Origin of the sequence: Microcoleus sp. S13_C3 (genome assembly GCF_036700905.1) — a bacterium.
GTDB lineage: Bacteria > Cyanobacteriota > Cyanobacteriia > Cyanobacteriales > Microcoleaceae > Microcoleus.
In genome coordinates, this window is sequence record NZ_JAUBPT010000050.1 from 22,859 (window position 1) to 48,650 (window position 25,792).

Consider the following 25,792-nt stretch of genomic DNA (forward strand, 5'->3'; position numbering starts at 1 on the left):
CTTACTTCACCCATCACACCGCCAAATCTTGATACTCCCACCATTACTGCCACTAACCAGAGTGTTTCCATCTGGGCTAAAACTGACCGAATTAACCTTGTTTGAATGCCCTGTAAGAGTGCGATTTTCCTGTCCGGTTTTCAGATTCCAAAGCTTGATAGTATTGTCATTACTTCCACTTGCAATAATTTGTCCCTCCGGGCTGATGACAAGGGAAAAAACCCCGTGTGAATGCCCTGTTAGAGTGCAAATTTCCTGTATGGTCTTCAGATTCCAAAGTTTGATAGTCTTGTCTCCACTACCACTAGCAAGAATTTGTCCATCCGGGCTGAAGGCGACAGAATAAACTGACTCTGAATGCCCAGTAAAAGTGCAAATTTCCTGTCTGGTTTTCAGACTCCACAGTTTGATAGTTTTGTCCCAACTGCCACTAGCAATATTTTCTCCATCCGGGCTGATAGCGACAGACATAACCAGGTTTGAATGTCCAGTGAGAGTGCGGATTTCCTGTTTGGTTTTCAGATTCCACAGTCTGATAGTATGGTCACCACTGCCGCTAACAAGAGTTTCTCCGTCTGGACTAAAAGCAAGAGACCGAATTAAACCTGAGTGACCCTTTAGAGTGCTAATCTCTTGTCCAGTTTCCAGATTCCACAGCTTAATTTGTTGGTCAGAACTTCCACTAGCTAAAATTTTTCCATGAGGGCTAATGGCAACGCAATAAACCGCACCTGAATCCGCAGAAAAAGTACGAATCAGCTCTCCTGTATGGAGATTCCAAAGTTTGCTACAATTTCCACTGCTGTTACTAGCAAAAGTCTTGCCATCTGGACTAATAACTACGCAATCAACAGATGACATAGCTACGCCATTAAGAGTTTTTACACATTTGAAGGAGTAAGCTTTTCTAATGGTTTTTTCTTCTATTTGTTGTTGGCGTTGAGCTTCAGCTTTGGCAGCTTCTTCTATTTGTTGTTGGCGTTGAGCTTCAGCTTTGGCAGCTTCTTGAGATTGACGTTCAGTCTCTACTTGCTCAATCAGCTTTTTCAACTCCTGTTCATACAGTTCTCGCTGTCGCCCCTGGATATCCTGAAGAATATCAAAATAAGGTTTCACCCATTCTTCTGCCAACCCATTTTGAGCCAATTCATCCTTTAACTTAAATAATAAAGGTTCATAGCCGGGGTCAATATTGATATAATACAAATCTGCTAAAAATCCAGCCAGTAACTTGTGAATCGCCACAATCAACTGCCGAATGATGCGGAGGGCTTTTTTCTCACTTACCCCAGATGCTAAAAGTGCATCTTTTGCCTCTTCCCAGTCAAAAACTTTCGTAGAAAACAGGGATACTTCCTGATTATTCAGGAAGCCCCAAAAGCCGACGCGAAAAGTTACGGCATAGTCGCTGATATCGCTATATAGAATTGTAGTAGGAACCGGAGATAAAATTCGCTGCAAGCGTTCCACATCAATATCACCAATCGACTCAGTGAAATAGTCGCTATAAAACTTAACTGGGCGTAAGACATCCTGTTGAGGATAATGCTGTCTGAGAAAATCTCCCACACTTCTCATCTCAATTGGCAAATCTTCACAGAAGGTTTCCGGGCATCGCTTGCTAATTTTTGGCGGTGACAGTAAGATTAAGAGGCGATGTTGCTGTTCAAGTAAAATCTGCTTAGTCTCCTCTCGATTCAACTTAGAAAACCAAGTATCTTTATCCCAAATTGTTTGAATTTCAGCCAGCTTTACCTGAATATCTTTTGCTTGCAATTCCCGCATCAAATCCCGTTGCAAAGCCGCCAGCTTCCGTCTGTCTCGCTGTTCCTGTTCCTGCAACTCTATGCGACGCGCCGTTTGTGCTACTTTCATCTTTAACAATTCGTTATCTCTGGCATCTTTCGCTTTCGCGTATTCGATCATTTCCTGGGAATAACGCTGTTTTGCTTGCTCTATCTCAGTCGAATCTGAGAATATCTGATTGGGTTCGGGAATCAGATATTCTACCCACTGTTGAGATTTATTGCTGAGGGTTTCTCCTAGTTTGTGACCGATATTTCTGGCAATGGGTGACAGCACTTCCAAGATTAAGGGAGCGATAGCGTCGATGATTGCGTTTGCGAACATAAATGTGCTTGAGGATGCGGTTATTAATAGTGTAGCAGGATGTTAGAAGGTATAATTCGGATGGTTGCCAGATATTCTGCACTTGTTGCTTTTTAGATTTAATTTCATCATGAATACTCCTGGACGCAGAAACCAGGTTTTTTACGGAAATAACGTTACATTTTTTACCGACAGGTGAAACCCGATCGCTCGCCCCTTTACCATATCCTAGAAAAACACAGGCACGGCCAAGGCTCAAATCAGCTCGGGATCGATCGCCTTCTCTGTGCGATCGCGCAGGAAACCATCCCTAGTTGATGATGGTTGTAACAGAATTTGTGGGATTATGATTTCTGTGCAATCAGCCTTCTTGCCTTCATGCCAACGAATGATTCTGACCTACAAATCCAAGCGCGAAGAATTCTAGACGCGATTGCTTTCATTCCTTTTGAGCAATGTCAACCCTTGACCCGTGGGTTTGAGAGCATTCCTGCGCGTCCTGGCATTTATGCAATCAGGCACAGAACTGATGGATTGCTCTACATCGGTAAAACCAAGAGCTTACGAGGTCGCTTCAGTGGTGGGCACAAAGCTTTTTTGTGGGCATGGCTCGATAAATATAGCGATGAAGACATACGGATTGCAGTACAGACAATTTCTCACTGGCAGAACCCTGCGTTACTATTGGAGCTAGAAGCCATCATTCTAAGAGCTACTGAACCCCCTTACAACGTCCAAATTCCAACTGAGATGTAAATGCCATGCAAGCCAAACTTCAAGAGCAACTTTCCCTCGCTGATGCCGAAGTTATTTTAGGACGTTTTCCTGAACGAATTCGTGCTGCCCTAATTGCTCGTGCTGCTGAAATTGAATACCCAATCGAAGCAGTCATTGAGATGGCGATCGCTAGTTTCCTTGACACGGAGGCATTAGGTTTTGCAGATTGCAAACCAGGACGCGGACAATAACAGCGTCAAGTGGCGATCGCCGCGGTCTAACAACCCGGTTGGAGCGGACTACCGAAAGATATTGGTGGTGATGCAAAAGTTATTTCTAGCCACTCAACCGGAACGTTGCTTTTGGCTGAAACAATGCTTCTAAATTATCGGCCAGTGTTTAACATTAAGCTATTCACCTCTAATTGCTGGAGTTCATTCTATGAGAAAGCCACAAACTGTTAAAGCTTTGGAAGAGCTAGGACGGGTTCAACTGTCTAAGAGTTTTTTCATGCGTGAGTTTCTTTATTCAGAAATCTCTCAAATTGAAGGTATCCCTAACATTCCTAGCGATCCTGACTTGGCGATCGCAGCAGGAAAGAATTTGTGTGAGAGGGTGCTTGAACCAATTCAAGATGCGCTTGGTCGGATTAGTATCCGCTCAGCCTATCGTTCTTCTGCAGTGAACGCCAAAGGAGCAGAGAATAAAAATCAGTACAACTGTGCCAGTAATGAGTCCAACTATGCAGAACATATCTGGGATGTAAAAGATTCAGATGGGTATATGGGAGCAACAGTATGTATTGTTGTTACATCATTCATTCCTTACTACGATCGCACTCAAGATTGGACAGCATTGGCATGGTGGATACATGACCACATTGATGCTTATGCAGAAATGACCTTTTTCCCAAAGTATGCAGCGTTCAACATTAGCTGGCGCGAGAATCCTAATGTTTCAAAAGTAATTTATAGCTACGTCGAAAACCCGCACACTGGTAAGAAGAGCGGGTATCTGACAAAGAAGGGGATGGATAATTTCTTAGGTTTGCATGAGCAGTTTTACCAAGAATTTATCGATCGCTAACTAACCATTGCCTTGAACTTCTATGCGATAGTTGTAGCCCTGTTCGGTGAGGAATAGTTGGCGGTGTCGGGCAAAATCTTCCTCGCAAGTTTGTAGCGATACTAATGTATAAAAGCTGGCATTGTGTCCGTCGGCTTTGGGACGGAGAATTCGTCCGAGGCGCTGCGCTTCTTCTTGGCGAGAACCATACTTTCCCGATACTTGAATCAACACATCGGCATCGGGTAAATCGACGGCAAAATTGCCCACGCGAGATAGAATTAACCCTGGAATCTCTTTATGACGGAATGCTTCGTATAACCGATCGCGCTCTGCCTGTTTTGTCTTCCCCGTAATCAGAGGCAATTCGGTAATTTTGGCGATCGCATCCAACTGTTCGAGATACTCACCAATAATTAAAATACGGTGTCCCGCCTCCTTTTGCAACAAACTTTGCACCACATCCAACTTACCCGGATTTTCCGCAGCAATCCGAAACTGATTGCGGCGGGGCGCTAGGGCATATTCCATTTTTTCCGCCTCATTTTGGGCGACGCGGATTTCCGTACAATTCGCAGTGGCAATAAATCCCTGTCCTTCCAATTCGCGCCAAGGTACGTCATAGCGCTTGGGCCCAATCAACGTGAATACATCGCCTTCTTTCCCGTCTTCGCGAATCAATGTCGCAGTTAAACCTAACCTGCGTCGTGCTTGTAATTCCGCAGTAATCCGAAATATCGGTGCAGGTAATAGATGGACTTCATCATAAATAATCAGTCCCCATGATTGGGCATTAAACAACTCGAAATGCGGGAATTCATCATCTTTATTCGATCGATAACTTAGCATTTGGTAAGTCGATAGGGTGACAGCAGCCGTCTGTTTGGTGACACTGCTGTACTCAGCGATCGCATCCTCAGTTAAACTTGTTTTGTCTAATATTTCTCTGCGCCACTGGTGCACAGAAGTCAAACTGCTGGTGAGGATGAGTGTCTTTTGCTTTACCAAACTCATCGCTAACATCCCGACTATGGTTTTACCAGCCCCGCAGGGTAGGACGATCGTGCCACTTCCACCTTTTACCTCCCCGTCCTGATAGAATGCCTCTGCTGCTTCTTGTTGATAAGCACGCAAATTAAAGGGCAAATCTGTTAGAGTACGATCACGCAAAGAAATCCCTAATTCGGCACCCTCGACATATCCAGCCAAATCTTCTGCCGGATAGCCCACCGCTAGTAAAGCTTGCTTGAGTACGCCGCGATTCCCGGCATCGACTTGAAAGCAAAGATCCGAGATGCGCTTGCCCAACATTGGTTTGACGCGATCGTCCCGTACCAGCAATTCCGCTAGGGGCAAATCGGCAATTCGCAGTTGTAAATCGGGGCTAGCCGCATCGATTCTTTCAATTACAGTTAATCCATACCGCGCCCCCAACAGTTCAATTTCCTGCGCTACCGACTCAGGAATGGGATACTTGGCATACTTTCGCAAAGCGGAGATCGCCTCTTCAACTGGCATTCCCGCCGCCCGCGCATTCCACACGCTGAGGGGCGTGATGCGATAGGTGTGGATGTGTTCGGGACTTTTGATTAATTCGGCAAAGGGGGCGATCGCTTCTCGCGCCTGTTGTGCTGTGGGGGCGTGAACTTCTAGTAAGATCGATCGATCGCTTTGCACGATCAAAGCATTTTCGGGAACATAATTCATAGGAAGAAGGAATGCACGACACGGATTAACACGGATACACGGATTAATTATTATGCTTGTCTCAAATGCGATCGGGAAGAAGGAAACTATTTTAGATACTTGTAGGGGTGAAGCAGTCGGGCGCTTGTCCCTGCAATAAATTTCAGGATTTGTATCGGAATGCTGCACTCTGGCGCGAGTGCGATCGATACCATCGGACAGGATTTTATACCACTTTTAAACGAAATAACAGTATTCTTGCCCCCCCCCTTTGCAAGGGGGGGCTAGGGGGGGTCAAAGAGTGTTGCACGATTTTAGAGAAATGGTATTACTATTTATCCCGCATTCTTGTCCCCCCCCTTTGCAAGGGGGGGCTAGGGGGGGTCAAAGAGTGTTGCACGATTTTAGAGAAATGGTATTACTATTTATCCCGCTGGGGTAACACGTAGCCGACTTGCCGCAGGGCGTTGCGAAACTTAGTTTCCTGGGATAATGGAACCGCCAAAGTGCTAGCGCCCGCTAGCTGACAGAATTTTTTGGTACGGGAATCATTGGCAATCAACACAGCTAAATGGGGGTTAGCACATTCGATTAACTTGACAGTTCCTGCATCTTGCAAACTATTCGATCGTTCTGTAACATCCGTCAAAAATCGCTGTACGGTTTCCGGTAGCGGTTCGATACTTCTTGTCTCTAAAACTTCTTTAAATTCTGCTAGCGGGTATCCGGCTTCAATGGCGGTAAATAGCTTTTGTCGATCGAGTTGCCAGACGACATCTGAAACTTTTTTAGTATAGAGATCGAGGACGATCGCATCTGATGTCGCGATGCCTTCTCCTGCTACAACAATATCTAAATTGGGCAGTACGCGGAGTGTTTGACGGAACTCAATTGCTGGCGGAGTGTAATTATGAGTCAATCCCAAACAGTAAGCCCCCAAAGCTGTCAGGCGAAAAGAGATTAAGCCGTCGTAGCGACTGAGAAATCTCAAATCGTCCGTACCCCAAAGATCGTCAAAATCGCTGGGTAGGAGAGACGGATCGGCATAGGCAACATCAATTATTCCCAGGGTAGCAACATACTCAAACAACAGGCAGCGCATATATCTTTCTTGCAGAATATGCCAATCGTGACTGCCGGAATATCCTAAGTTACCATACCCAAATTCAGAAATATAGAGATTGTCGGGATCGCGCGTTACTTCAAACCGATTGCCCGTTGCCAACATATATCTGCTAAATTCGCTAAACAGAACCCATTTACCGACAGGACATTCTGCTAGAATTGAGGCGATCGCCTCTCTCCGCCCCGCCACCGCTGTCATGCCGCGCGCCCCCTTGCCAGTTTGTCCTTTAATCGCATCAATGCGGCGAAATTCATCAAAAGAGTTTGTTTTTAACCAGCGCTTCCATGCTGTCTGTAATCCTTTGGCAGGTGATTCTTGCAAAGCTTTCTGTCCCGCTTTCGTCAAAACTAGCTTTTTGCCCGATAGTTCGGCGAATTTGCTCGCTTGGGCGATCGCGGCCCAAGCAAAGGATTTGATGTTACCAACCTCGTAGAATATATCGCCCTTTTCCACGGTAGCTTGGCGCTGTTCGTCGTTATAAAAATCACCCCCCTGCAATACAGCGGCGATCGCTTTCTGAGTTGCGGCACCAGGTAATGCGGTTTTCTCACTAACGGCAACTTTGCCCGACTGAATCAGACGCAAAACTGCTTCCAAATCCTTTGGGGCTGCCCGTTCCATTTCACAAATTGTCAAAGGAAGTTCGTACTCGGATACCTCTGTTTGAGATGTACGAAAGTTAGGTTTTTCTACACGAACCATAAAATTATCTGGCAGTACATCCCCAACCAGATTTAAGGGAGTTGCTTGAGGTTTTGGCACAAACTTCAGCAATTTTTCTTCCAGATCGTAGGGTATCGCAGTGCCGTAGAAGAACAAGCATAGTAGGGATGGTTCTCGGTTGTATCCATAGCTATCGCTTGTTCCCCAGTTTGGTTGTTGTCCGTATTTCGCCACAAATACATCGGCATCATAGCCACCACCTGACCCATGTATAACTTCCGCTACGGCCGCTTTTTGCAGGTCGTCTAATTGCGCCCAAACTTGCTTAAGTTTTTCTCCCTGCATTTGCTGTTTAATCCCAGCAACCAGGTCTGCTTTGCGGGTTAATTTACGATCGCCCGACAACAGTGCATTCAGCTTTTTTAAATCTTCAACAATTATTCCTTCGAGTGCCTCTTGGAGGGTCGGAACATCATCTATGGTTTGGTAACGCGGCATAATTTTTGGCAATTCGCCTGCTGCAAAATTGTTTGTGCTACCAAATATAACAACTTTCCGAAACTTGTAACTTGAATTTTTGTTACAAAAATCAGAACCCTGGTTTAATATTTATTGTTAAACAGGCAAATCTTATCTAATAAAGTCCAAAATGGGCAAACTCAAAAACTTGGGATTACACAACTACTCTTCTTCACAAATTTAGGGAAAAACCTTAATTTAAAATTTTAGTTTTGAGATTTAACTCAGAGTGTGAGATAATTATTTACAATCGTGACTTGTATTTTACTGAGTCCGCCGGCGCGCGGTAAAACAGCAGTGACAGTCAGCAGCGTTTTAAAAAAATCTCAATTCCCAATCATCACAAACAAGGCGATATGAGCGAACACCCAACCATCAGCTACCGCACAGAAAGCGACTCTATGGGAGACAAACAAATCCCATCTAATGTCTATTATGGCATCCAAACTCTAAGGGCTATTGAAAATTTCCCGATTAGCGGCATTAAGCCTTTATCAACATACGTTGATGCTTGTGTTTTAATTAAGAAAGCAACGGCGATCGCCAATGGCGAACTCGGCTGCATTCCCCAAGACATCAGTCAAGCAATTGTCCAAGCAGCAGATGAAATCCTAGCTGGCAAATTGCGCGATCAATTTGTAGTTGATGTCTACCAAGCCGGCGCCGGAACTTCTCACCACATGAATGTTAATGAAGTTCTTTCAAATCGCGCTTTGGAAATTATGGGCGAGGAAAAAGGCAATTACAAGCGCGTGAGTCCCAACGATCATGTAAACTACGGTCAATCGACAAATGATGTGATTCCGACGGCGATTCGGATCGGCGGATTGTTGGCCTTAGAAAAAACTCTGTTTCCGGCTTTGTCGGAGGCCGTAGTCGCCCTAGAAAACAAAGCAGAAGAATTCAAAGATATCGTTAAATCCGGCCGCACTCATATGCAAGATGCCGTACCAGTTCGACTCGGCGACACCTTCGGCGCTTGGGCGCAAATTCTGAAAGAACATACCTTGAGAATTGACAGGGCCTCCGATGATTTGACCTCCCTGGGATTGGGGGGAAGTGCCGCAGGAACAGGGTTAAATACTCACCCTGAATACTGTCAAAAAGTTGCGGAAATTCTCTCCGAATTAATTGACCACCCCCTGAAACCAGCAAAGCATTTAATGGCTGCTATGCAGAGTATGGCACCGTTTGTAAATGTGTCTGGTGCACTGCGAAATCTCGCTCAAGATTGCGTTAAAATGTCCCACGACTTGCGTTTGATGGACTCAGGGCCGAAAACGGGTTTGAAAGAAATTCAACTGCCTCCTGTGCAACCGGGTTCGTCAATTATGCCGGGAAAATACAATCCTGTGATGGCAGAAATGACATCGATGGTTTGTTTTCAAGTTATGGGTTACGATAGCGCGATCGCCCTTGCCGCCCAAGCAGGACAATTAGAATTGAACGTGATGATGCCCCTGATTGCCTACAATCTCATTCACAGCATCGAAATTTTGGGCAATACCATCAGCGCGTTGACTACACAATGCCTCGCCAAAATTGAAGCTAAGGGCGATCGGTGTCTCGCTTATGCTGAAGGTAGTCTCGCCCTCGTTACCGCCCTCAACACTCACATCGGCTATCTCAACGCCGCCGCTGTCGCCAAAGAATCTCTAGAAACCGGCAAATCTTTGCGACAAATTGTGCTAGAACGGGGTTTAATGAGTGCAGAAGACTTGGCAAAAGTTCTAGATTTAGAGAAAATGAGTGCGATGCCAACATCTTCTGCTAACGTATAGGATCTCGCAGGAATCAGCTAGAAACTAGAAGGCTGAACTCGATTTAATTCTGCCTTCTGCCTTCTGAGTTCTGCCCGATCGCTGTCACAGGTGAAAGTTAAACAATTCAGAATTCATTTTTTTTACATTTAATTCTGAATTTTTTTTATAGTCTAAAGTTGGGGAGCAAAAATTATGCGCGCCGGTTCTTTTGCCAAATTAACTCAAGATAAAGAGAACACAACTCAAGTGACATTTCATTATGTGGAAGGTCAGGCTGAAACTTTCACTATTCCGATCCCTGCACAAGAATTCCAAGAGGAAGTGCTGCATTTGTTAAATCAACCTTGGTTGACTTTCCATTTAGCCGATCAAACGGTTTTTATCTGCACAGCCAGGGTGGTAAAAGTAGAAGTAAAACCTGCTATCCCGGAACTGCAAGGTCAAGGAGTATTCTCTAACTCGCTGCGAGTTAGTACCATGCAGCGGGCTGCTGTTGGTAGATTGCCGATGAATAGTTAGGCTTCATTTGTATTGAGATGATTCTTGGTAACGCAGGCGCAGATCACCCTGCTTAGGATGTTCCGTGCCTGCGTTACATTGAGATTATTCCCGATCGATAACCAATTACAAATTAATTCATAATTATGTCTGCTGTTAGTTTAATTCGTGCCAATTCATACGATCGCCAAATCTTGCAAACATCTTTAGAAAGTTTGCTGGCACCCTTGGGCGGAATCTCGGCTTTTGTCAAATCGGGCGATCGGGTTTTACTCAAACCCAATCTCCTCACCGGTTCTCGCCCTACAAAAGAATGTGTCACCCGCCCAGAATTGGTTTACTGCGTCGCTAAAATGGTCATTGAAGCGGGAGGAAAACCATTTTTAGGTGATAGTCCAGCTTTTGGTACCGCGATGGGTGTAGCCAAAGCCAACGGTTATTTGCCGCTGTTGGAAGAACTGAATTTGCCAGTAGTTGAGTTTCAAGGAAAACGCTACGAAACTGTCAGCGAAGATTTCAATCATCTGCGAATTTGCAAAGAAGCAATGGAAGCGGATGTAGTGATTAATTTGCCCAAACTCAAATCTCACGTTCAATTAACCGTGACAATGGGCGTGAAAAACTTGTTCGGCTGCGTCCCTGGTAAAATGAAGGCTTGGTGGCACATGGAAGCTGGCAAAGATAGCGCCCGATTCGGTGAAATGCTAGTAGAAACGGCCAGGGCAATTAACCCTAATTTGACGATTTTGGATGGCATTATCGGCCACGAAGGTAACGGGCCAAGCGGCGGGGAACCTAAGTTTTTGGGAATTTTGGCTGGATCTGATGATGTGTTTGCTTTGGACAGAACTTTAGTTGAAATTATTAATGCTGATCCCGCGGCGGTTCCCACTGTAGCTGCGGCGATGAGATTGGGGCTTTGCTCGAATTTGGAGGATCTTGATTTTCCGCTTTTGCAGCCGGAAAATCTCAAGGTTTTGGATTGGAAGTTGCCGGAAAGTATGATGCCAATAGACTTTGGTATGCCGCGGGTGATTAAGTCTACTTTCAGGCATTTTTATATCCGGTTTATCAAAGAACGGATGGGGGCTTACGCCGATCGATAGGAGACCTTGGCGACCTCTACATAAAAATCCCTGCTTGTCAATCAGCTATTGTGATGAAGATTAAAGAAAAGTTTGGCTTCCCAACTCAACTGGGAGCTAAATTTTTATGTCAAGGCACCGTAGCGGGCGCAACATTTGCGTCCACCGATATATGAAATCGCAAATTTTATACTTCGCTTTTGCAATAAAATAAATAATATTACTTAGGTATGAAGGCAATAAAGCTTTTATTTATCTCGATCGCAGCCGACATCGCTACCCAGTTTTATAACTTAATTTATACTTTAATTATTGATGAATTCCTAAATATAGGAAAACTTACTCACAGCCCGATCGCGGAATGTGTAGTTTTTTATTACACGTGACAAAGCAAGCTAAATGCGTTAGCTTAAATGCGATGTAAGCTGAAAACCACCCCGCAGCAATCCTGTTTCCGAAACCTAATAATTTTGGGGCCGTCATCCGCTGTATTTCAGATTCCGCAATGGTCACTGGCACATAATTTATTTCCGGATTTGAAATCCAACATCAGTGGTTATTAGTACATCAAGTACCTAAATAATGAAAACTAAAATGCCAAGTCAAAATTGCTTAAGTCCTACCGTCGTCTGTCCGATATCGGGACAGAATATGAAACCGTGGCTATTGATACCCGGTGATTGGCGCAGACCTGCAAACAAAGAATCCTTTCAATTGTACTGGTGCGAAAAGTCACAACTTGGATGCATTCATCCTTTACCCGAACTCAACAAAATCGCCAGTTTCTACGAGATTGACGACTACTATACTCATCATATAGACTCTACAGGTTCCGAGTCTTCCTCTTCTATTTCCTTCTGGGATAAATTACGCACGCATCTAGCTTGGCGTTTCGATCGCGGAGTAGATGTCACAAGTCAATGGTGGAAGCAACAGTTCGGGACTGCTTCCTGCTCGATCTTAGAAATCGGTTGCGCCAACGGGTACCTGCTGCAAGAACTGCAAGCACATGGTCACAAAGTCTGGGGCGTAGAACCCGATCGACAAGCTTTGGTTTTGGCCGAGCAGCGAGGTCTTGATGTATTTTATGGTACTGCTGAATCTTTGCCCCCGGAAGTCACGTCTAGACAGTACGACATGATTGTGATGAACCACGTACTCGAACATACCAGAGATCCTTTACTTGCACTCCGCAATGCCATGCAGTTGCTCGTGGATGGCGGCAAATTGGTAATGGAAGTACCAAATAACTCTTGTATTGGGCTGAAGTCATCAGGGATTGCATGGATGCATCTAGATGTACCAAGGCATTTGTATTTCTTCACACCGCAGAGCTTCCGCGCTATCTGTGAAAAAGCCGGATTTGAGATAATTTCTACCCAGTTTAATGGCTACTATCGCCAATTTGCCAACAGTTGGATCGATGATGAAAGAAAAATTTTAAGTGTGTTGGATTCAATGGAATCCCCTCGGATGGTAAAGCCCAAAGAAAACAGTAAGGCCCAAGCTTGGAATCTACTGCTGAAAACAATTTTTGCGGCTGATGAAAACAAGTACGATTCGATCCGGATTGTAGCCCAAAAGCCATAGCAAGAGCGAGGTAAGGGCAATAAACTTTTGGTTTTGTATCCAGCTTGGTTACACAGTCACAATAGTTTTGCGCTCCCCTGCCATCATCCCCCATGCCAGGAGTGCGCTCAAACTGAGATCTTGCACCATTCTCAATTAGCCGTAGGGGCGGGTTCGCCAACAGCCTTAAAGCTTGCAAATAGGTTCTATAAACCCGCCCGACCCCACTCAAACCAAATGCGACTATTGACCCAGCAATCCACCTGACTCGATCGAGACTGACGCACAAACTTTGTATGTAAGGTGTGCAGTCGGCAGCTTACCACATAGATAAGGTAAAAAGTGTTTTCTGGCGTAATATCCTTTCCGGTGGCATCGGAATTATATATTCGGATCGTGTCAGTGGGAGCTTAATATCTCGCTACCCAAATCGCGAACTCTTAAGCTCCCACTATAATTCCGATGCCACCGGATTTGATATAAATTTTATTTAAAATGCGATCGCAGTTGCACCTCAAAACGATTAGTTACGATGTGTTTGCTTTTTAAATTTTTTCTTGTGAGCACCCATAATTCACCAAAAACTTTTAAATTTCAACCATATAATACTTCTTCTACAGGCGGCGTGGCGTCTGTGGGGTCGAACTGTTTGATTTTCAAAGCTTGTAGCAAAAACAGCCAGATATAAAGCGGATTCAAAAAAACATACCGCTGCCAAAGGCGCCGAGGTTCCTTCATCATCCGAAACAGCCATTCCAAACCTATTTTAGATAAAAAGTCAGGAGATTTAGCCAAATTACCCGCATGAAAATCGTAAGCAGCACCTACAGCAATCAATGGCATTGATAAGTCGTCCCGGTATTCGTAAGCCCAGACTTCTTGCCGGGGACACCCCAAACCGACAAAAGTAATTGCTGCACCGCTGTTGCGAATTTGCTGTGCAATTTCTTGTTTCTCTTGGGGCGACACGTGCCTAAATTTAGAAGGCTGAGTTCCAGCAATAATTAACTTGGGAAAACGCTGGCAGAGATTGCGAGATAAAGCTTCCAGTACAGAAGCTTGAGATCCGTACAAATAGATAGGTAATCCTTCTTCTGCCGCACGTTCGCAAATTTGTAACATCGCATTCGGCCCGCAAACTCGATCGGGCAATTCCGTATGGTAGAGCCAGTTTAACGCCCACCTGACAGGCTGTCCGTCTGGCAATACTAAGTCCATGTGATTAATCCGATAACGATGAGTGCTGTCGAGAACCCCAGTCATTACCCCATGAACCGCGAGAGCAGAAACTGACATTGGTTTTCCGGCGCTGGCTGCCGCAATAATTTTGCTAACAGCCGCTTCATAATTAACGGCATTTACTAATATGCCGAGTACATTCTTTTTCCCTTTATCAATCATGGAACACTTCTTTACACCAACGCTCGCGGTTACACTCATAAATCTCCCCTAAGATTTGTTTGACCTTGTATTCTTCAATTGTTTACCGCAATTCTCAGCACATTCTTTTTGCCCCGCTCACTCATTGGCATCCTCTTTCAGCCAACGCTCGCGGTTACATTCATAAATCTCCTGTAAGATTTGTTTAACGTTATATTTCATTTTCCAGTTGGGATAGTGACTGGAAAATTTGGAATTGTCGCTAATCCACCAAATGTGATCGCCAATGCGATTCCCTTCAGCATAAGTCCAATTAAACTTGCGTTCTGCAATTGCCTCGCACATCTGGATAGCTTCTAACATCGAACAATTGCTGTACCTGCCTCCTCCTGTGTTATAAACTTGGGCGCTTTTGGGAGCTTTATAAAATTCATAAAATGCCGAAATTAAATCCGCGCTATGAATGTTATCGCGAACTTGCTTGCCTTTGTAGCCAAACACGGTGTAAGGAGTTCCCGTGACAGCACACTTCATCAAGTAGGCTAGAAAGCCGTGCAATTGAGCTCCTGAGTGATTTGGCCCCGTCAAACAGCCGCCACGAAAACAAGCGGTGTTCATATCAAAATATCGACCGTATTCTTGGACTAAAATGTCAGCAGCTACCTTAGAAGCACCAAACAAACTGTGCAGGCACTGATCGATTGACATATCTTCCCGAATGCCACTTTCGTAAGTATGACCGGGTTCAATTTCCCACCTGTGTTCTAATTCAATTAAAGGCAAACTGTTAGGCGTATCGCCATATACTTTATTTGTAGAAGTGAAAATGAAAACCGCTTTAGGACAGTACAAGCGAGTTACTTCTAGAAGATTGAGAGTGCCGTTGGCATTGACGGTAAAGTCTATTTTCGGAGCACGGGAAGCCCAATCATGGCTGGGCTGAGCTGCTGTGTGAATTACTAATTCGATCGACTCGCCGTACCGCTGAAAGATATTGGTAATCGCTTCATAGTCGCGAATGTCCACATCTAAGTGATAATACTTGGTACCCAAAGACTTTTCGAGCAGTTGCCGGTTCCAGTTTGTAGAACCATCAGCACCAAAAAAGAACTGGCGCATATTATTGTCGATCCCAACTATATCTAAGCCTTGTTTGGCAAAGAACTTACACGCCTCAGAGCCAATTAATCCCGCCGAGCCAGTAATGATTGCAACGCCCACGTTTCACCGCCTAAAAAAATATAGTTTTTTGTGTTTTTCCCGATCGCGCCCATCAGAAGTTATCCTGATTTTCCATAGACTATATCTTCGCACAATTGAGCAAAGAATTCGCCTTTAACATCCCAATCATATACTTCCCGAACGTGATTGCGACCTGCTTGACCCAAGCGCGATCGCAACTCGGCATCGCCGGCTAAATTAGTGATCGCCTCAGCTAGACCCTGCACTGCCTGTTCTGGATTGTAACCAGGTACTTTTATCCCCGTTTGCGCCGTCACTTGAGTAGCAGGCCCTCCCAGATCCAAGCAGATGATGGGACGCCCCGCCGCCATCCCCTCCAAGCAAGTCCAGCCACCTGAATCGTGCAAGCTAGGGTGAATAAGTACATGAGACTCCCCTAGCTTAGCCAAAGTTTCCTCGCGTGGCAGCCTCCCCCACAACTTAACTTGAGAGGCAATGCCCAATTCTTCCGCTAGAGACTGAAGGCGATCGCGTTCCGGGCCATCCCCCAGCAGCCAATATTCGGCATTCGGCAAGTTAGCTTGGGCAAATGCCCGCAACGCAAGGTGATAGCCCTTCCAGTGCAGCAGCCGCCCCATACTGATGAACCTGATCGGGGAAAGCCCTGGCATCTGGCACTCTCCCAGCCTCGCCATCTCTTTCTTCGACAGACACGCCTCGGAAAGCACCTGCACCTTTTTAGCACCCATCGCCCGCACCCGCTTCGCCGTGTCCTCCGTTGTCGCAAAAGCTAAGACACTTCGCCTAGCCGTCATCCGGGCAAAGGGATCGCTTTCGCCGAGCCGCTGTCCCCAATCTCGCGCCGTTTCGTAAAGTTTTGCCTTAAAGCTAAAATCAGCCCAAAAAGGTTTCGGGGCTGCTTCACCGCCGCCCACAGGCCCCCAAATAAAAGGAATTGGCAGCAGCGAGATGAAGCTGGGCGACCAAAATTTAACGTAGGTGACGTGGCGGGCGATATCGAAATTAATTTGGCGGTGGAGCTTGCGCGCCTCTAAATAAGCCAAAATTTGCCACAGGTAATAGTGCAATTGCAGCCCTCCCTGTCTACCTTTAAAGTTTTCGCTCCAGCCGAAAGGCTCAATATAGACAAAGTGCAGGTTAGGGTTCGGGTACGTGGCCAGGAAGGCTTCAATAGCGGTACGGTAAAAGGTGCGAGTTAGTACCCAAACTTCTTGATGCTTGGCGGCTTCTACCACCGCATTCCAGCCCACTCCTTCCTCAGATCCTTGTCCGGGTTCGCAGGCAAAGGCAGATAAAAGAATTTTCATCAACTTTTCTCCAATACTAGCGAAGTCACATCTGCTATTAATTTCGCAGCATTTTCGGGTGTATGTTCAGCAATCAGTTGCTGGGATTTTTTGCCCATGATGGCTAACTTTTCTGGGCAATCAATCAAGTCCCGCATCGCGTTTGCAATACCTTCCGACTGATAGGGATCAAAAATATAACCATTTTCACCTTCAACGATCATTTCGCAAGCCCCAGCCCATTTTGAACACAAAACCGGCTTACCAAATGCCATCGCTTCTAGCACCACCATTCCCCAAGTATCTTCTAACGTAGGAAAAACAAACACATCAGCTTCTAGAAAATAAGAGCCCAAGTATCCGTATTCTATCCACCCTGTCCAAACAATTTGTTTTTCTAAACCCCATTTTTTTGTAAGTGCTTCTAGTTCCGATCGCTGTTCCCCGTCTCCAACGATAATGACTGTGTAATTCGAGTATCCCTGGCTTTGCAAAATTCTGCAAGCTTCTAACAGATTCTTAATCCCTTTGCGGGAAATTACTTGACCCACGCACAGAAAAATTGGGTGGGGGAATGACAAGGAGATAGACTTATTATTTTCTAACTTTTGTACCAAAGCTTTAGCATCAGGAACCATGTAAGGTTGAGCAAAAATATTACTTTCGGCGGCCCCAATCACTTCTACCAAATATTCTTTACCTCGGCGACTATTAGAAACAAAGGTATCAGCAAATTTACCCATCCAGCGTCGAATCGTCGAGCGCACCTTAGAATCTCGAAAGTCTACATTCGGGGAACTACTTTCATAAACTAAAACCAGTTGCCATTTCCCTATAGGCTTAAAGAGTATAGCTACCAATGTCCAGATCGAAAATCCACTAGCAAAAATGACCTGGGGCTTGAATTGCAAAAGAGGAAAAATAATCCCCGGAGTAGCCTTAATATAACCACGACTGTACCCAGTTTCTATCTTTTGGGTGGTGATGAATTGTGTATCTCCCACAACTTCGACTACTTCTGTACCAGGAGCTTCCGGATCGTAGCGAGGCCAGAGGCGACCTGTATAAAAAATCGTGTTCGGAATCAGTTTTTTGAGCTCATGCAAAACCGGCGGCCAATAGGCCCCAAATTCTGCCGAAGGAACGAGCCAAGCAATGCGGAGTTCATTTCTATCAACCATCCTATTCACCTTGAGTTTTGTTTTTAGTCAATCCCAGCTTACTCGACACTGAAAGCCAAACTAACCTTCGATAAGGTAGCAGCCAATAAATTGGCCACAACAAGCCACCATGCCGCTGAGTAAATACTTTCCACTCTTGAGCCGGTTGCAGGGTAGTATCTTTGAAGGATAAACCTTTCGGTTTGCTCATTTTATCCAATCCTTCGCTTAAATTCTCAGCAGCCGTTTTGGTCACCTGGGGGTTGAGGGAACAAGTTCCTAAATGACCCGGAGCAATCCACACTGTACATCCTTTCTGTCTCGCTCGTAAACCATAATCCCAATCCCCAATATAATGGACAAAAGTCGGATCGAGGTTGCCGACAATTTGCACAACACTGCGGGGAACTAATACGCAGTTGCCGTGCATAGTATCGCAAATCTGAGGCTCTTTTGTTGGTTCTAGGAGACCATATCGGAAGGGGTGCAAAGGGTTATTTCGCACCAGGCCGCCGTATGTTGTTTGACCAGTTTCTGGGTCGCAGGTAGAACCGCCAACGATGGCTTTTGTTTCTCCTTTTTCTGATAATTTGTGACAGGTTTCTAGCAAGACACTTACTGTTTGTGGGTAAATAATAGTGTCATCATTTAACCAGAGGTAGTAGTCGGGATTATCTTTCATTCCTTCGCTGAAAGCCCCACGCATTCCCCCGTTCCAAAATAGGTTCCCATCGCCGCAAAAAATCTTGACTTGAGGATAGGTTTGACGGACTGCATCGCTGGTTCCGTCCGTGCTGGCATCATCCACTAGATAGGCTAAAATATCAACATCGGCTGGAAGTACCTGTTTAAAAAGGGCCTCTAGGCAAGCCAATGTTTTTTGTTTGCGATTGAAGCAAGTTAAAAGGGCGGCGATTTTAGTACGGTTCATTGTTCCCCATTGTGCGACTTTTAGCGATAGCCCGGTAAAATTTACTACGTAAAATCAGATTTTTACTTTGGAGTTGACACAACATCGTTAAAAATAGACAAATAGCGATTTGCTTGTATGTCTAAGGTAAATTCTTTTTCCACTTTCTGGCGGGCGCGAATACAAAGTTTTTGATGCCGAGTGGGATCTTCTAAAACCCAAGCAATTCCTCGCGCTAAGTCTTCTGTTTCATAAGGTTGAGCTAAATAGCCATTGGAGCAGTGTTCGATCAGATCGGGCAGTCCCCCAATATTAAATGCGGCGCTGGGGATGCCACAAGCAAGGGCTTCCATGACTGTATTTGGCAAGTTATCTATCACGGAAGGGGCGACAAAAATATCTGCTGCTGCATAAACAGTGGCTAGGGAAATATCATCTGCGAGTCTCCCGACATAGTTAGTTTTAAAACCAAGTTCAATGGGATTTTCGGGTTCAGAAGATCCAAAAACCACCAACTCTATCCGATCTTTCCAGCCTGATTTACTGAGGCTTTGTAAAGCGGGTACGAGCAAGTTAAATCCTTTCCAGCGATCGCCCGTTCCACCTGCACTTCCAAACAGTACAATTTGTTTATCTTGAGGTAAATTCAGAATTTCTCGCGCCCATTGACGATTTATGGGTTTATACTTTTGAGTATTGATGCCATTAGGAATTACTTCAACTCTAAAATCTTTGAATAAAGAACTAGAATTAGCGCATTTAGCTAACCAAATACTAGGGCTAACCAGAGTTAGGTTAAGCTTTTTCCAAGCTTTAGCTTTCCGCTGCCACACCCACCGTGACAGATCCGACTCTTTCTTACTGTGAAGTTGCGGACAACTACCACAAGATTGAGTGTAGCGATTGCAATCTTCACTATAATGACATCCACCTGTAAAAGGCCACATATCATGCAGCGTCCAAACTAAGGGCTGCTTAAAATTGGGAATACTTTCTACTTGTAAATAACCCCCACACACCCAGTGTAAATTAATAATATCAGGCTTGATTTTGGAAATTTGGACATCTAGAGAATCTGGCAACCATTCTGTAGAAAAAATAACAGGCCTTCTCTCAGGGTAAAGTCGCAATGGCGAGTTATATAAAGTTGAAATAATCTTGTCCAACTTATTTGTAATACTATTCTGTGACAAAATTACACTTGAATCGCCACTACCCTTATTTTTTACGAGCATTTGCGAAGAAACACCAATCCCCTGCAAACCTTGTTGCAGTCGATAAGCTGCGCGGGCTGCCCCCCCTTCAGTATCAGAACTATTGACAATTACAACCTTCATTTTCCATGCCTATCCTCTAGATTTCTAGCTGATTTTATCGGAATTGTTTCAAAAGTTTATCTACTTTTTTTTGCACCTTTCTTAACAACGGCGGATCGTAATCAAATAAAGTTTTTTGGGTAAAATTATCTGCTTGCGTATCCCTAATTGCAAAAGGCGGGTGTTTCATCGGAAATGTTATAGCTTCTACAGGCATATTACTATAAGGACTGTTGACATCCTCCGTATTAGTTCCCCCTACACCATGTCCGATATTAGAAACTAAATTAACATTCGCCAGAATATTAATACCATTTTGAATAAAGCTAGCAAATGTCCACTGACAAGCCCAACTCTGTAATTTTTTTTCATAACAAAGCTGAAAAATATTTGTCCAAACTTTTACAGCATTGGAGTCTCCCAGTACATCCATCAAAAAATTACCATCACGAATTTCTGGCCACAGCTTCATATCTAAATCATAGTGCTGCCAAGCTCGCCTCCAACTCGCCCAAGTCCAGCAGTGATTGTAGCGAGAAAAGTAGTAACTATAATCAGTTCTTTTCCGCCCAAACTGAACATTTTGACCAGAAATAGACAGAATTCGGTGGTCGTCTCGGTAACGATCGAGCAATTCTTCAGCGAAGCGGAAAAATGTAGGATGAGGGAGACAGTCATCCTCAAGAATAATTGCCTCTTCAACCGTATCAAACACCCAATTCATACCGCTAGAAACTCGCAGCCGACAACCGAGATTTACGTCTGCGTAATTCTTCAAAACTTCGCAGTCCCAATCAACTTGGTCAATAATAGCTCTAGCGGCAGCACATTCTCCATCTTCTCCAGGCCTATCTGGACGCGGGCCGTCAGCAACTACTAGCAATTTAGGGGGTTTTGCCTGACGAATTGCCTCAAATACTCTAGCCGTTGTATCAGGGCGTTTGAAGATGATAAAAGCGACTGGTGTTTGGATTTTGTAATTTGACATTGCTTAGACTATGCTTATAGTTTAGGTATCAGAGAGACTGACTCAGCCCAATTTTAGGAAAAGTCCATCAGTGATATCTCGCTCAAAATGTGAGTTCAAATTATTTAGTTTTTGTTGGGAGCATTGATTAATTGCTGATTAGCACGATCTATCATATTTTGCAGTTCGCCACTGGCAATAATAGGAGCATAAGCCTCATAAAACTTTTTCGCATTAATAACCGATTGTTTTTTCACTCTTTCGCTATTAAAGATTCTCATGCCACCAGCGCCCACATTTCTAACAAATGGGCAGGGATATAAACCTACTTGGTACCCAGCCAACCAAGCTCTGACGCTCGCCTCGTCATCGTCAAACTGAAACGGAGCATAATCTTGATTGATTCCTCCTAATTCCAGGAAAGGCTTTCTCCTCAGAAATGTGGGAGCCCTGTTAACAGATGTAGCAAACATAAATGGTATACCCGACTGAGGTTCTATGTAGTGAGGCGTTTCATAAATCCGCTTCTTAAAAAGTCCTGGTCGAGTAATTATGTCTCCAATTCTTTTATAGGTAGGCTCTTCATTTGGATTCACTGGATCTGGGGTTAAAAAGTCCAAGCCTTCTCTGCCACCTAATATTAGTAAACTAGGTAAAGCTTCAAACAAAGAGAGTGCGTTCTCTACCCAAGTATTATTATAAGGTGGTATATCATCATCTTGCAGTAAGCAAACAAACTCGCCTTTCGCCATCCCGATCGCTCGATCGTAGGTTCTTACCTCGAATAAGTCATTGCAGCGCAGTATAAAGTCATTGCGCCTATCCAGGTATTTCATCCACTCTTCGTAAGAACCATCACTAGAGCCATCATCAATGACGATCAGTTCTTCAGCAGAGGTTAACCTGAGTGCATTGATGATACTCTTAATATTAGGTTTTTTATTGAAAAATTGTACAATAAGTGAAAGTTTGGGGCTGCTTGTGTAAATTGAGCTTGGTTCGGAAGTTTTAGAAATGGTAACTTTTTTCTGTATTTTTTGCTCGTGCCTCTGATTCGCTAATTGTAACCATTTGCGAACTAACTTCGCTTTGAGAGACTCCATGGCTTCTCCTTAGTAAAACTTTATTAGTAAAACTTTACTTTACTAACTTTTAGGGTGGGTAATTGAGCGCGCATCTAAATAGCACTTTTTAGGGGTGCAAATTTTTGTAGCACAGGACTCGCCTTGGAAAATTAGATGCGTGTTAGCTTAACTATAGCAAAAAAATGTGAAGTTGACAAGCTCAATCCACAAGCGCACCTTAACATTTCGCCACTTCCTCTTTTCTAATCTTCTCCAGCAACTAAATCAACGATATCAGCAGTCATGTTCGATTTAAAGTCACAGTAACTCAGAATCATCCAACCAGCGATGTTTGCTAACACTGAAATCTGCATCTGAACTGGCAGAAATCGATAGCGGAAAGTAGCAACCCGGGGATCAGTTTCTTGGTAAAGGATGTCTTGGGCAAAGTTACCCCACCGCTCATCTATCAAATCAACTGTCATGCCGGCATGGGCAGAAGGCAGCAGCATATTAGAGCCATGCAAACCAATTACTAGACGACTCGTCGCGTAAACTTTACACATTTCTATTTCCGTTTTTGCATCAAACTTATCTACTCGATAGTCTTCAATCCATTCAGGGAATTCAGTTTTTTTGCCTAGACCTACCACGGCAAATTTTGCTTCAGGAAGGCGATTACGCATTTTTTCAAATAACCTCCGCACTTGCCAATTTTGGATGGCGATTCCCATATCAAGCATTTTGAGTTTTCTGAGAACTCGGAAAAGAAAACTATTGCACCAAAGCCGATCCTCACGCCAGACAAAGCTGATTTTAAATTCTTTTTCCTCAAAATTATGTTTGGGGACTCTAGTAAATCTTGTGATGTCGAATTTGCTGGGATGCGAATGTGCTTTACTCACGTAAATTTGATCGTAACGGTGGAATTCTTCGGCCACGAAATTCTCAAAGCTGGGATAATAGCATGAACCTTTTTTTAGGGATATATTCACCGTCCATACTTCTGCCACTCCATCGGGAACCATCCACCTTAGAAACTTTGGTACTATGACAACTACGCCACAATCCGAGTGAGAATCTAAATGCCTTTGGGCATTCAGCAGCTTTAACAAGCAGTGTCCGTAAAGATAATCAAGACAGTTTAAGACGATGATCCGCTTACACTCCCGGAAAACCTCTTTATGAATTTCTAGTTTTTCACTTTCAGGATTTTGGAGAGCTTCTAGAAGGGGTTTCACAAACCATTCTTTGGAGTGTTTGTCAGACCAAATTACTTTTTTTTCTAAATCAATTTGGTAGGGATTATGAACCGAGTGACCCACTCTCAACCCTTCGATGAATTCGCAATCGCAGTCAACGCACTTAGAGATTACACAAATTTGCATTCCGGGCCAGAATACGCTGAGGGGCGTGAGGGGCCTATCAGAATAAGGGCAATTTGATTTATGCTGAATATTTGGTTTAATTTCAATCATCTTACTAATCCTATGAGCCGGGAAGCAGCCTTGTACAAGTTAAGCGATCGCCAGATAAAATTTCCGAAAGGACGCAATTCCTTAATCAAGAAATTGACTAATATAATCACGTAAAAATAAGTTATCAGAGTAGCTGTGGTTGCTCCCAAAGCTCCATACTTAGGAATCAGCAAAAAGTTCAACCCTACATTTAAAGTAGATCCGACTACAGTCAAATAAAGACCGTAGCGCAACTGACCTTCTATGTTTAAATAGCTGCTCCGTGCTACTCCAAAGTTACTGCCAAATTGCGCCCAAACATAGATTCCAAGCACCGCTGCTGACTGTGCATATTTTTCACCGTAAAGTAGATGCACTATCCAGGGAGAAAGTAATGATATCGGTATGGCAACTCCCAACCATAAAAATATCATAATATCCGAGTAAATTTGAAATTTATTTAAATATTCTTCATAATTGGTCTTTCTCAAATTCGCTAATTTGGGAAAAATAGAGCTGGATATGATCATCGGCAAGAAATCGCAGATTTCTGAAATTTTCACAGCGGCAGCATAATAGCCCAGTTCTGCATTTTTATTCATCGCACCCAGCATTATCTGATCGGTTTTTGAGTATACATAAACTGCCAATCCCGACAAAATTATCGGCCAACTCTCCGATAGCAGTTCCTTGCCCCGTTCCCAACTGAATTGCCAATCCTTAATTTTATTCCCCGTAAGCTTATAAAAATATACATAAGCGATTCCTACCAATGCCACCTCTGCCAATCGCACCCAGGCGAAGGCAAGCAGGGGGGCTTTAATTGTCACTAAGCCAATTCTGACAGCAGCAACTAAAAAACATACCGAATTTTTAGCCAAAACTGTATATTTTGACTGGATTTGGGACTGAAACCAAAAATTGATAGCCTCAAAGGCATTAAAGATAGTTCCTGCTGCGATGATACCTACCAGCCACCGAGTCAGAGTGTCGTTGGGCTTGAGTAGCGCAATCACGGTGACAGTTAACACCAGAGTGATTATACCGCCAGTAAATTGCAGTCCGAAGGCAGTTCCCAGGGTCTCATTTTTGCATTCTGGGTCACGAGCGATATTCCTCACTACCAGAGTACCCAACCCCATCGTTGCCACCGAACTAAACAGCGACACAAAGGCGATCGCGTAGTTGAGCAATCCAAATTGTGTCGGACCAAGATAGCGAGCCACCCAAAGACCTACAAACAGACCTAGACCCATCTGCAAGATTTGGTCAGTGAACAGCCAAGCTATGTTGCTGAGTACCTGGCGCAGATTAGGGCCGAGCCTTTGACTGACCGCAGTTAACTTATCTAGCATCAGAATATTTTAAATCTTTACAAAACACAAACGCAGTTCTGGCAGGGTCGGCAATCTCGCAAAATTAGACTGGTTGATCCTATAACAACATATCACAACTTGAGGGAACATCTCAATGAAAGCAGCCGACCTAGAAATTGGAGTTTTTAGGCCCTCTTGCTCCGGGGCAGGAGGCAGGAGGCAGAAGGCAAGAGGAAGAAGGAAGGAGTTAGAAGAAGTGTTTTTACCAATATGAGATGCTCCCCAACTTGACCCACGATCCGCCCAATGGTTACTGCAATGGACAGTGCGAGCTAAAGAACGCCTTTGAGGGTTACTGGTGCTACTGTTAGAACAATAGTCCGGACAGTTTTTAAGCAGCCAAAGTACCATAAGACAAGACTGAAGGAAGGTTAGGGTGATTTAAAATCAAATCCGGGTCTAAATCTAACTTATCAATAAAGGTATAAAGTAGATGCTTATTGAGTTCCAGACGTTTATAAGAAGCCATAGAAAACACAAAAAATTTGGCAGATGAATGACAGCTAGAGAGTTGATATTTGGCTAAATTTAAGGCAATAAGACTGGCATTAAAATGAAAGTCCAGCCGTGGCAAATGACGAGCTTGACAATCAGACAATCCCGTAAATTGCTTGGCATCACGAAAAATAAATTCAATCTGGAAGCGAGCCTGATAATATTCAAGAATTTGCTCAGGTTGTAGATGAATATCAGTGCTAAACAATAAAGCATTTTTGATTTTGCCGTTGGCTTGAACTTCAGAGATACAAGCCAATCTAATTTGGCAATTTAAACAACAACTCGCCTACTACCAGTGTATAGAACCCATTTGACATCTAAGAAGAGGGTGCAAGCCTTCTAATCATCAGCCTAATAAAACAAAGGTTGAGCTTG

At 44.1% G+C, this 25,792-nt stretch carries 22 protein-coding genes; 8 read left to right on the forward strand and 14 right to left on the reverse strand.

Features of this window, described 5'->3' with window-relative positions; translation table 11 throughout:
• Window positions 1–6: 6 nt before the first annotated feature.
• Window positions 7–2,130: a serine/threonine protein kinase gene (locus QUA16_RS15555; protein WP_333104205.1), complete on the reverse strand. Its 2,124-nt coding sequence runs from the start codon at window positions 2,128–2,130 to the stop codon at window positions 7–9.
• A gap of 315 nt (window positions 2,131–2,445) precedes the next feature.
• Here QUA16_RS15555 and QUA16_RS15560 point away from each other — a divergent pair, with 315 nt between their 5' ends.
• The 3 genes from QUA16_RS15560 (at window position 2,446) to QUA16_RS15570 (ending at window position 3,912) form a co-directional block, all read left to right on the forward strand.
• A complete protein-coding gene (locus QUA16_RS15560) occupies window positions 2,446–2,865 on the forward strand; it encodes a GIY-YIG nuclease family protein (protein ID WP_333104206.1) in 420 nt (139 codons plus the stop codon).
• A gap of 5 nt (window positions 2,866–2,870) precedes the next feature.
• Complete coding sequence (locus tag QUA16_RS15565) at window positions 2,871–3,077, forward strand: hypothetical protein (RefSeq protein WP_006631417.1); 207 nt, start codon at window positions 2,871–2,873, stop codon at window positions 3,075–3,077.
• A 190-nt stretch (window positions 3,078–3,267) separates the two neighbouring features.
• Window positions 3,268–3,912 carry a peptidase M15 gene (locus QUA16_RS15570; protein ID WP_333104207.1) on the forward strand — a complete coding sequence of 215 codons (645 nt, stop codon included), beginning with the start codon at window positions 3,268–3,270 and terminating at the stop codon, window positions 3,910–3,912.
• Here QUA16_RS15570 and QUA16_RS15575 read toward each other — a convergent pair whose 3' ends face one another.
• Complete coding sequence (locus QUA16_RS15575; protein WP_333104208.1) at window positions 3,913–5,598, reverse strand: DNA repair helicase XPB; 1,686 nt, start codon at window positions 5,596–5,598, stop codon at window positions 3,913–3,915. It lies immediately after the preceding gene.
• A gap of 400 nt (window positions 5,599–5,998) precedes the next feature.
• The gene (locus QUA16_RS15580) at window positions 5,999–7,864 is read right to left on the reverse strand and encodes a hypothetical protein (protein ID WP_333104209.1); all 1,866 of its coding nucleotides are present in this window, start codon (window positions 7,862–7,864) and stop codon (window positions 5,999–6,001) included.
• Between the two features lie 377 nt (window positions 7,865–8,241).
• Between QUA16_RS15580 and QUA16_RS15585 the strand changes: the two genes are divergently transcribed.
• The 5 genes from QUA16_RS15585 (at window position 8,242) to QUA16_RS15605 (ending at window position 12,821) form a co-directional block, all read left to right on the forward strand.
• A complete protein-coding gene (locus QUA16_RS15585; protein ID WP_333104211.1) occupies window positions 8,242–9,666 on the forward strand; it encodes an aspartate ammonia-lyase in 1,425 nt (474 codons plus the stop codon).
• A gap of 174 nt (window positions 9,667–9,840) precedes the next feature.
• Window positions 9,841–10,167 (forward strand): hypothetical protein, encoded by a 327-nt coding sequence (locus tag QUA16_RS15590; protein WP_333104212.1) that lies wholly within the window; start codon window positions 9,841–9,843, stop codon window positions 10,165–10,167.
• Between the two features lie 125 nt (window positions 10,168–10,292).
• Complete coding sequence (locus QUA16_RS15595; protein ID WP_333104213.1) at window positions 10,293–11,252, forward strand: DUF362 domain-containing protein; 960 nt, start codon at window positions 10,293–10,295, stop codon at window positions 11,250–11,252.
• Window positions 11,253–11,461: 209 nt separating this feature from the next.
• Window positions 11,462–11,617, forward strand: coding sequence for a hypothetical protein (locus QUA16_RS15600; RefSeq protein WP_333181213.1), 156 nt, complete (start codon window positions 11,462–11,464; stop codon window positions 11,615–11,617).
• Between the two features lie 265 nt (window positions 11,618–11,882).
• Window positions 11,883–12,821, forward strand: a complete 939-nt coding sequence (locus QUA16_RS15605; protein WP_333181215.1) for a class I SAM-dependent methyltransferase — start codon at window positions 11,883–11,885, stop codon at window positions 12,819–12,821.
• A gap of 573 nt (window positions 12,822–13,394) precedes the next feature.
• Here the strand turns inward: QUA16_RS15605 and QUA16_RS15610 are convergent.
• The 11 genes from QUA16_RS15610 to QUA16_RS15660 form a co-directional block, all read right to left on the reverse strand.
• Window positions 13,395–14,240 (reverse strand): WecB/TagA/CpsF family glycosyltransferase, encoded by an 846-nt coding sequence (locus QUA16_RS15610; protein WP_333104215.1) that lies wholly within the window; start codon window positions 14,238–14,240, stop codon window positions 13,395–13,397.
• A 78-nt stretch (window positions 14,241–14,318) separates the two neighbouring features.
• The gene (locus QUA16_RS15615) at window positions 14,319–15,401 is read right to left on the reverse strand and encodes an NAD-dependent epimerase/dehydratase family protein (RefSeq protein ID WP_333104216.1); all 1,083 of its coding nucleotides are present in this window, start codon (window positions 15,399–15,401) and stop codon (window positions 14,319–14,321) included.
• A 59-nt stretch (window positions 15,402–15,460) separates the two neighbouring features.
• On the reverse strand, window positions 15,461–16,690 hold the full coding sequence (locus tag QUA16_RS15620; RefSeq protein ID WP_333104217.1) for a glycosyltransferase family 4 protein: 1,230 nt from the start codon (window positions 16,688–16,690) through the stop codon (window positions 15,461–15,463).
• Window positions 16,690–17,850 carry a glycosyltransferase family 4 protein gene (locus QUA16_RS15625; RefSeq protein WP_333104218.1) on the reverse strand — a complete coding sequence of 387 codons (1,161 nt, stop codon included), beginning with the start codon at window positions 17,848–17,850 and terminating at the stop codon, window positions 16,690–16,692. The genes QUA16_RS15620 and QUA16_RS15625 overlap by 1 nt, the downstream gene beginning before the upstream one ends.
• Window position 17,851: 1 nt before the next feature.
• Window positions 17,852–18,760 (reverse strand): glycosyltransferase family 2 protein, encoded by a 909-nt coding sequence (locus QUA16_RS15630; protein WP_333104219.1) that lies wholly within the window; start codon window positions 18,758–18,760, stop codon window positions 17,852–17,854.
• 62 nt (window positions 18,761–18,822) lie between these two features.
• Entirely contained in the window at window positions 18,823–20,076 is a 1,254-nt protein-coding gene (locus QUA16_RS15635) for a glycosyltransferase family 4 protein (protein ID WP_333104220.1), read from the reverse strand.
• Between the two features lie 34 nt (window positions 20,077–20,110).
• Entirely contained in the window at window positions 20,111–21,043 is a 933-nt protein-coding gene (locus QUA16_RS15640) for a glycosyltransferase family 2 protein (RefSeq protein ID WP_333104221.1), read from the reverse strand.
• 104 nt (window positions 21,044–21,147) lie between these two features.
• Window positions 21,148–22,125 carry a glycosyltransferase family 2 protein gene (locus tag QUA16_RS15645; RefSeq protein WP_333104222.1) on the reverse strand — a complete coding sequence of 326 codons (978 nt, stop codon included), beginning with the start codon at window positions 22,123–22,125 and terminating at the stop codon, window positions 21,148–21,150.
• A gap of 224 nt (window positions 22,126–22,349) precedes the next feature.
• Window positions 22,350–23,474 carry a hypothetical protein gene (locus QUA16_RS15650; RefSeq protein WP_333181217.1) on the reverse strand — a complete coding sequence of 375 codons (1,125 nt, stop codon included), beginning with the start codon at window positions 23,472–23,474 and terminating at the stop codon, window positions 22,350–22,352.
• A gap of 86 nt (window positions 23,475–23,560) precedes the next feature.
• Window positions 23,561–24,898, reverse strand: a complete 1,338-nt coding sequence (locus QUA16_RS15655) for a flippase (RefSeq protein WP_333104224.1) — start codon at window positions 24,896–24,898, stop codon at window positions 23,561–23,563.
• Window positions 24,899–25,250: 352 nt separating this feature from the next.
• On the reverse strand, window positions 25,251–25,679 hold the full coding sequence (locus QUA16_RS15660) for a transposase (protein WP_333104226.1): 429 nt from the start codon (window positions 25,677–25,679) through the stop codon (window positions 25,251–25,253).
• Between the last annotated feature and the right edge of the window lie 113 nt (window positions 25,680–25,792).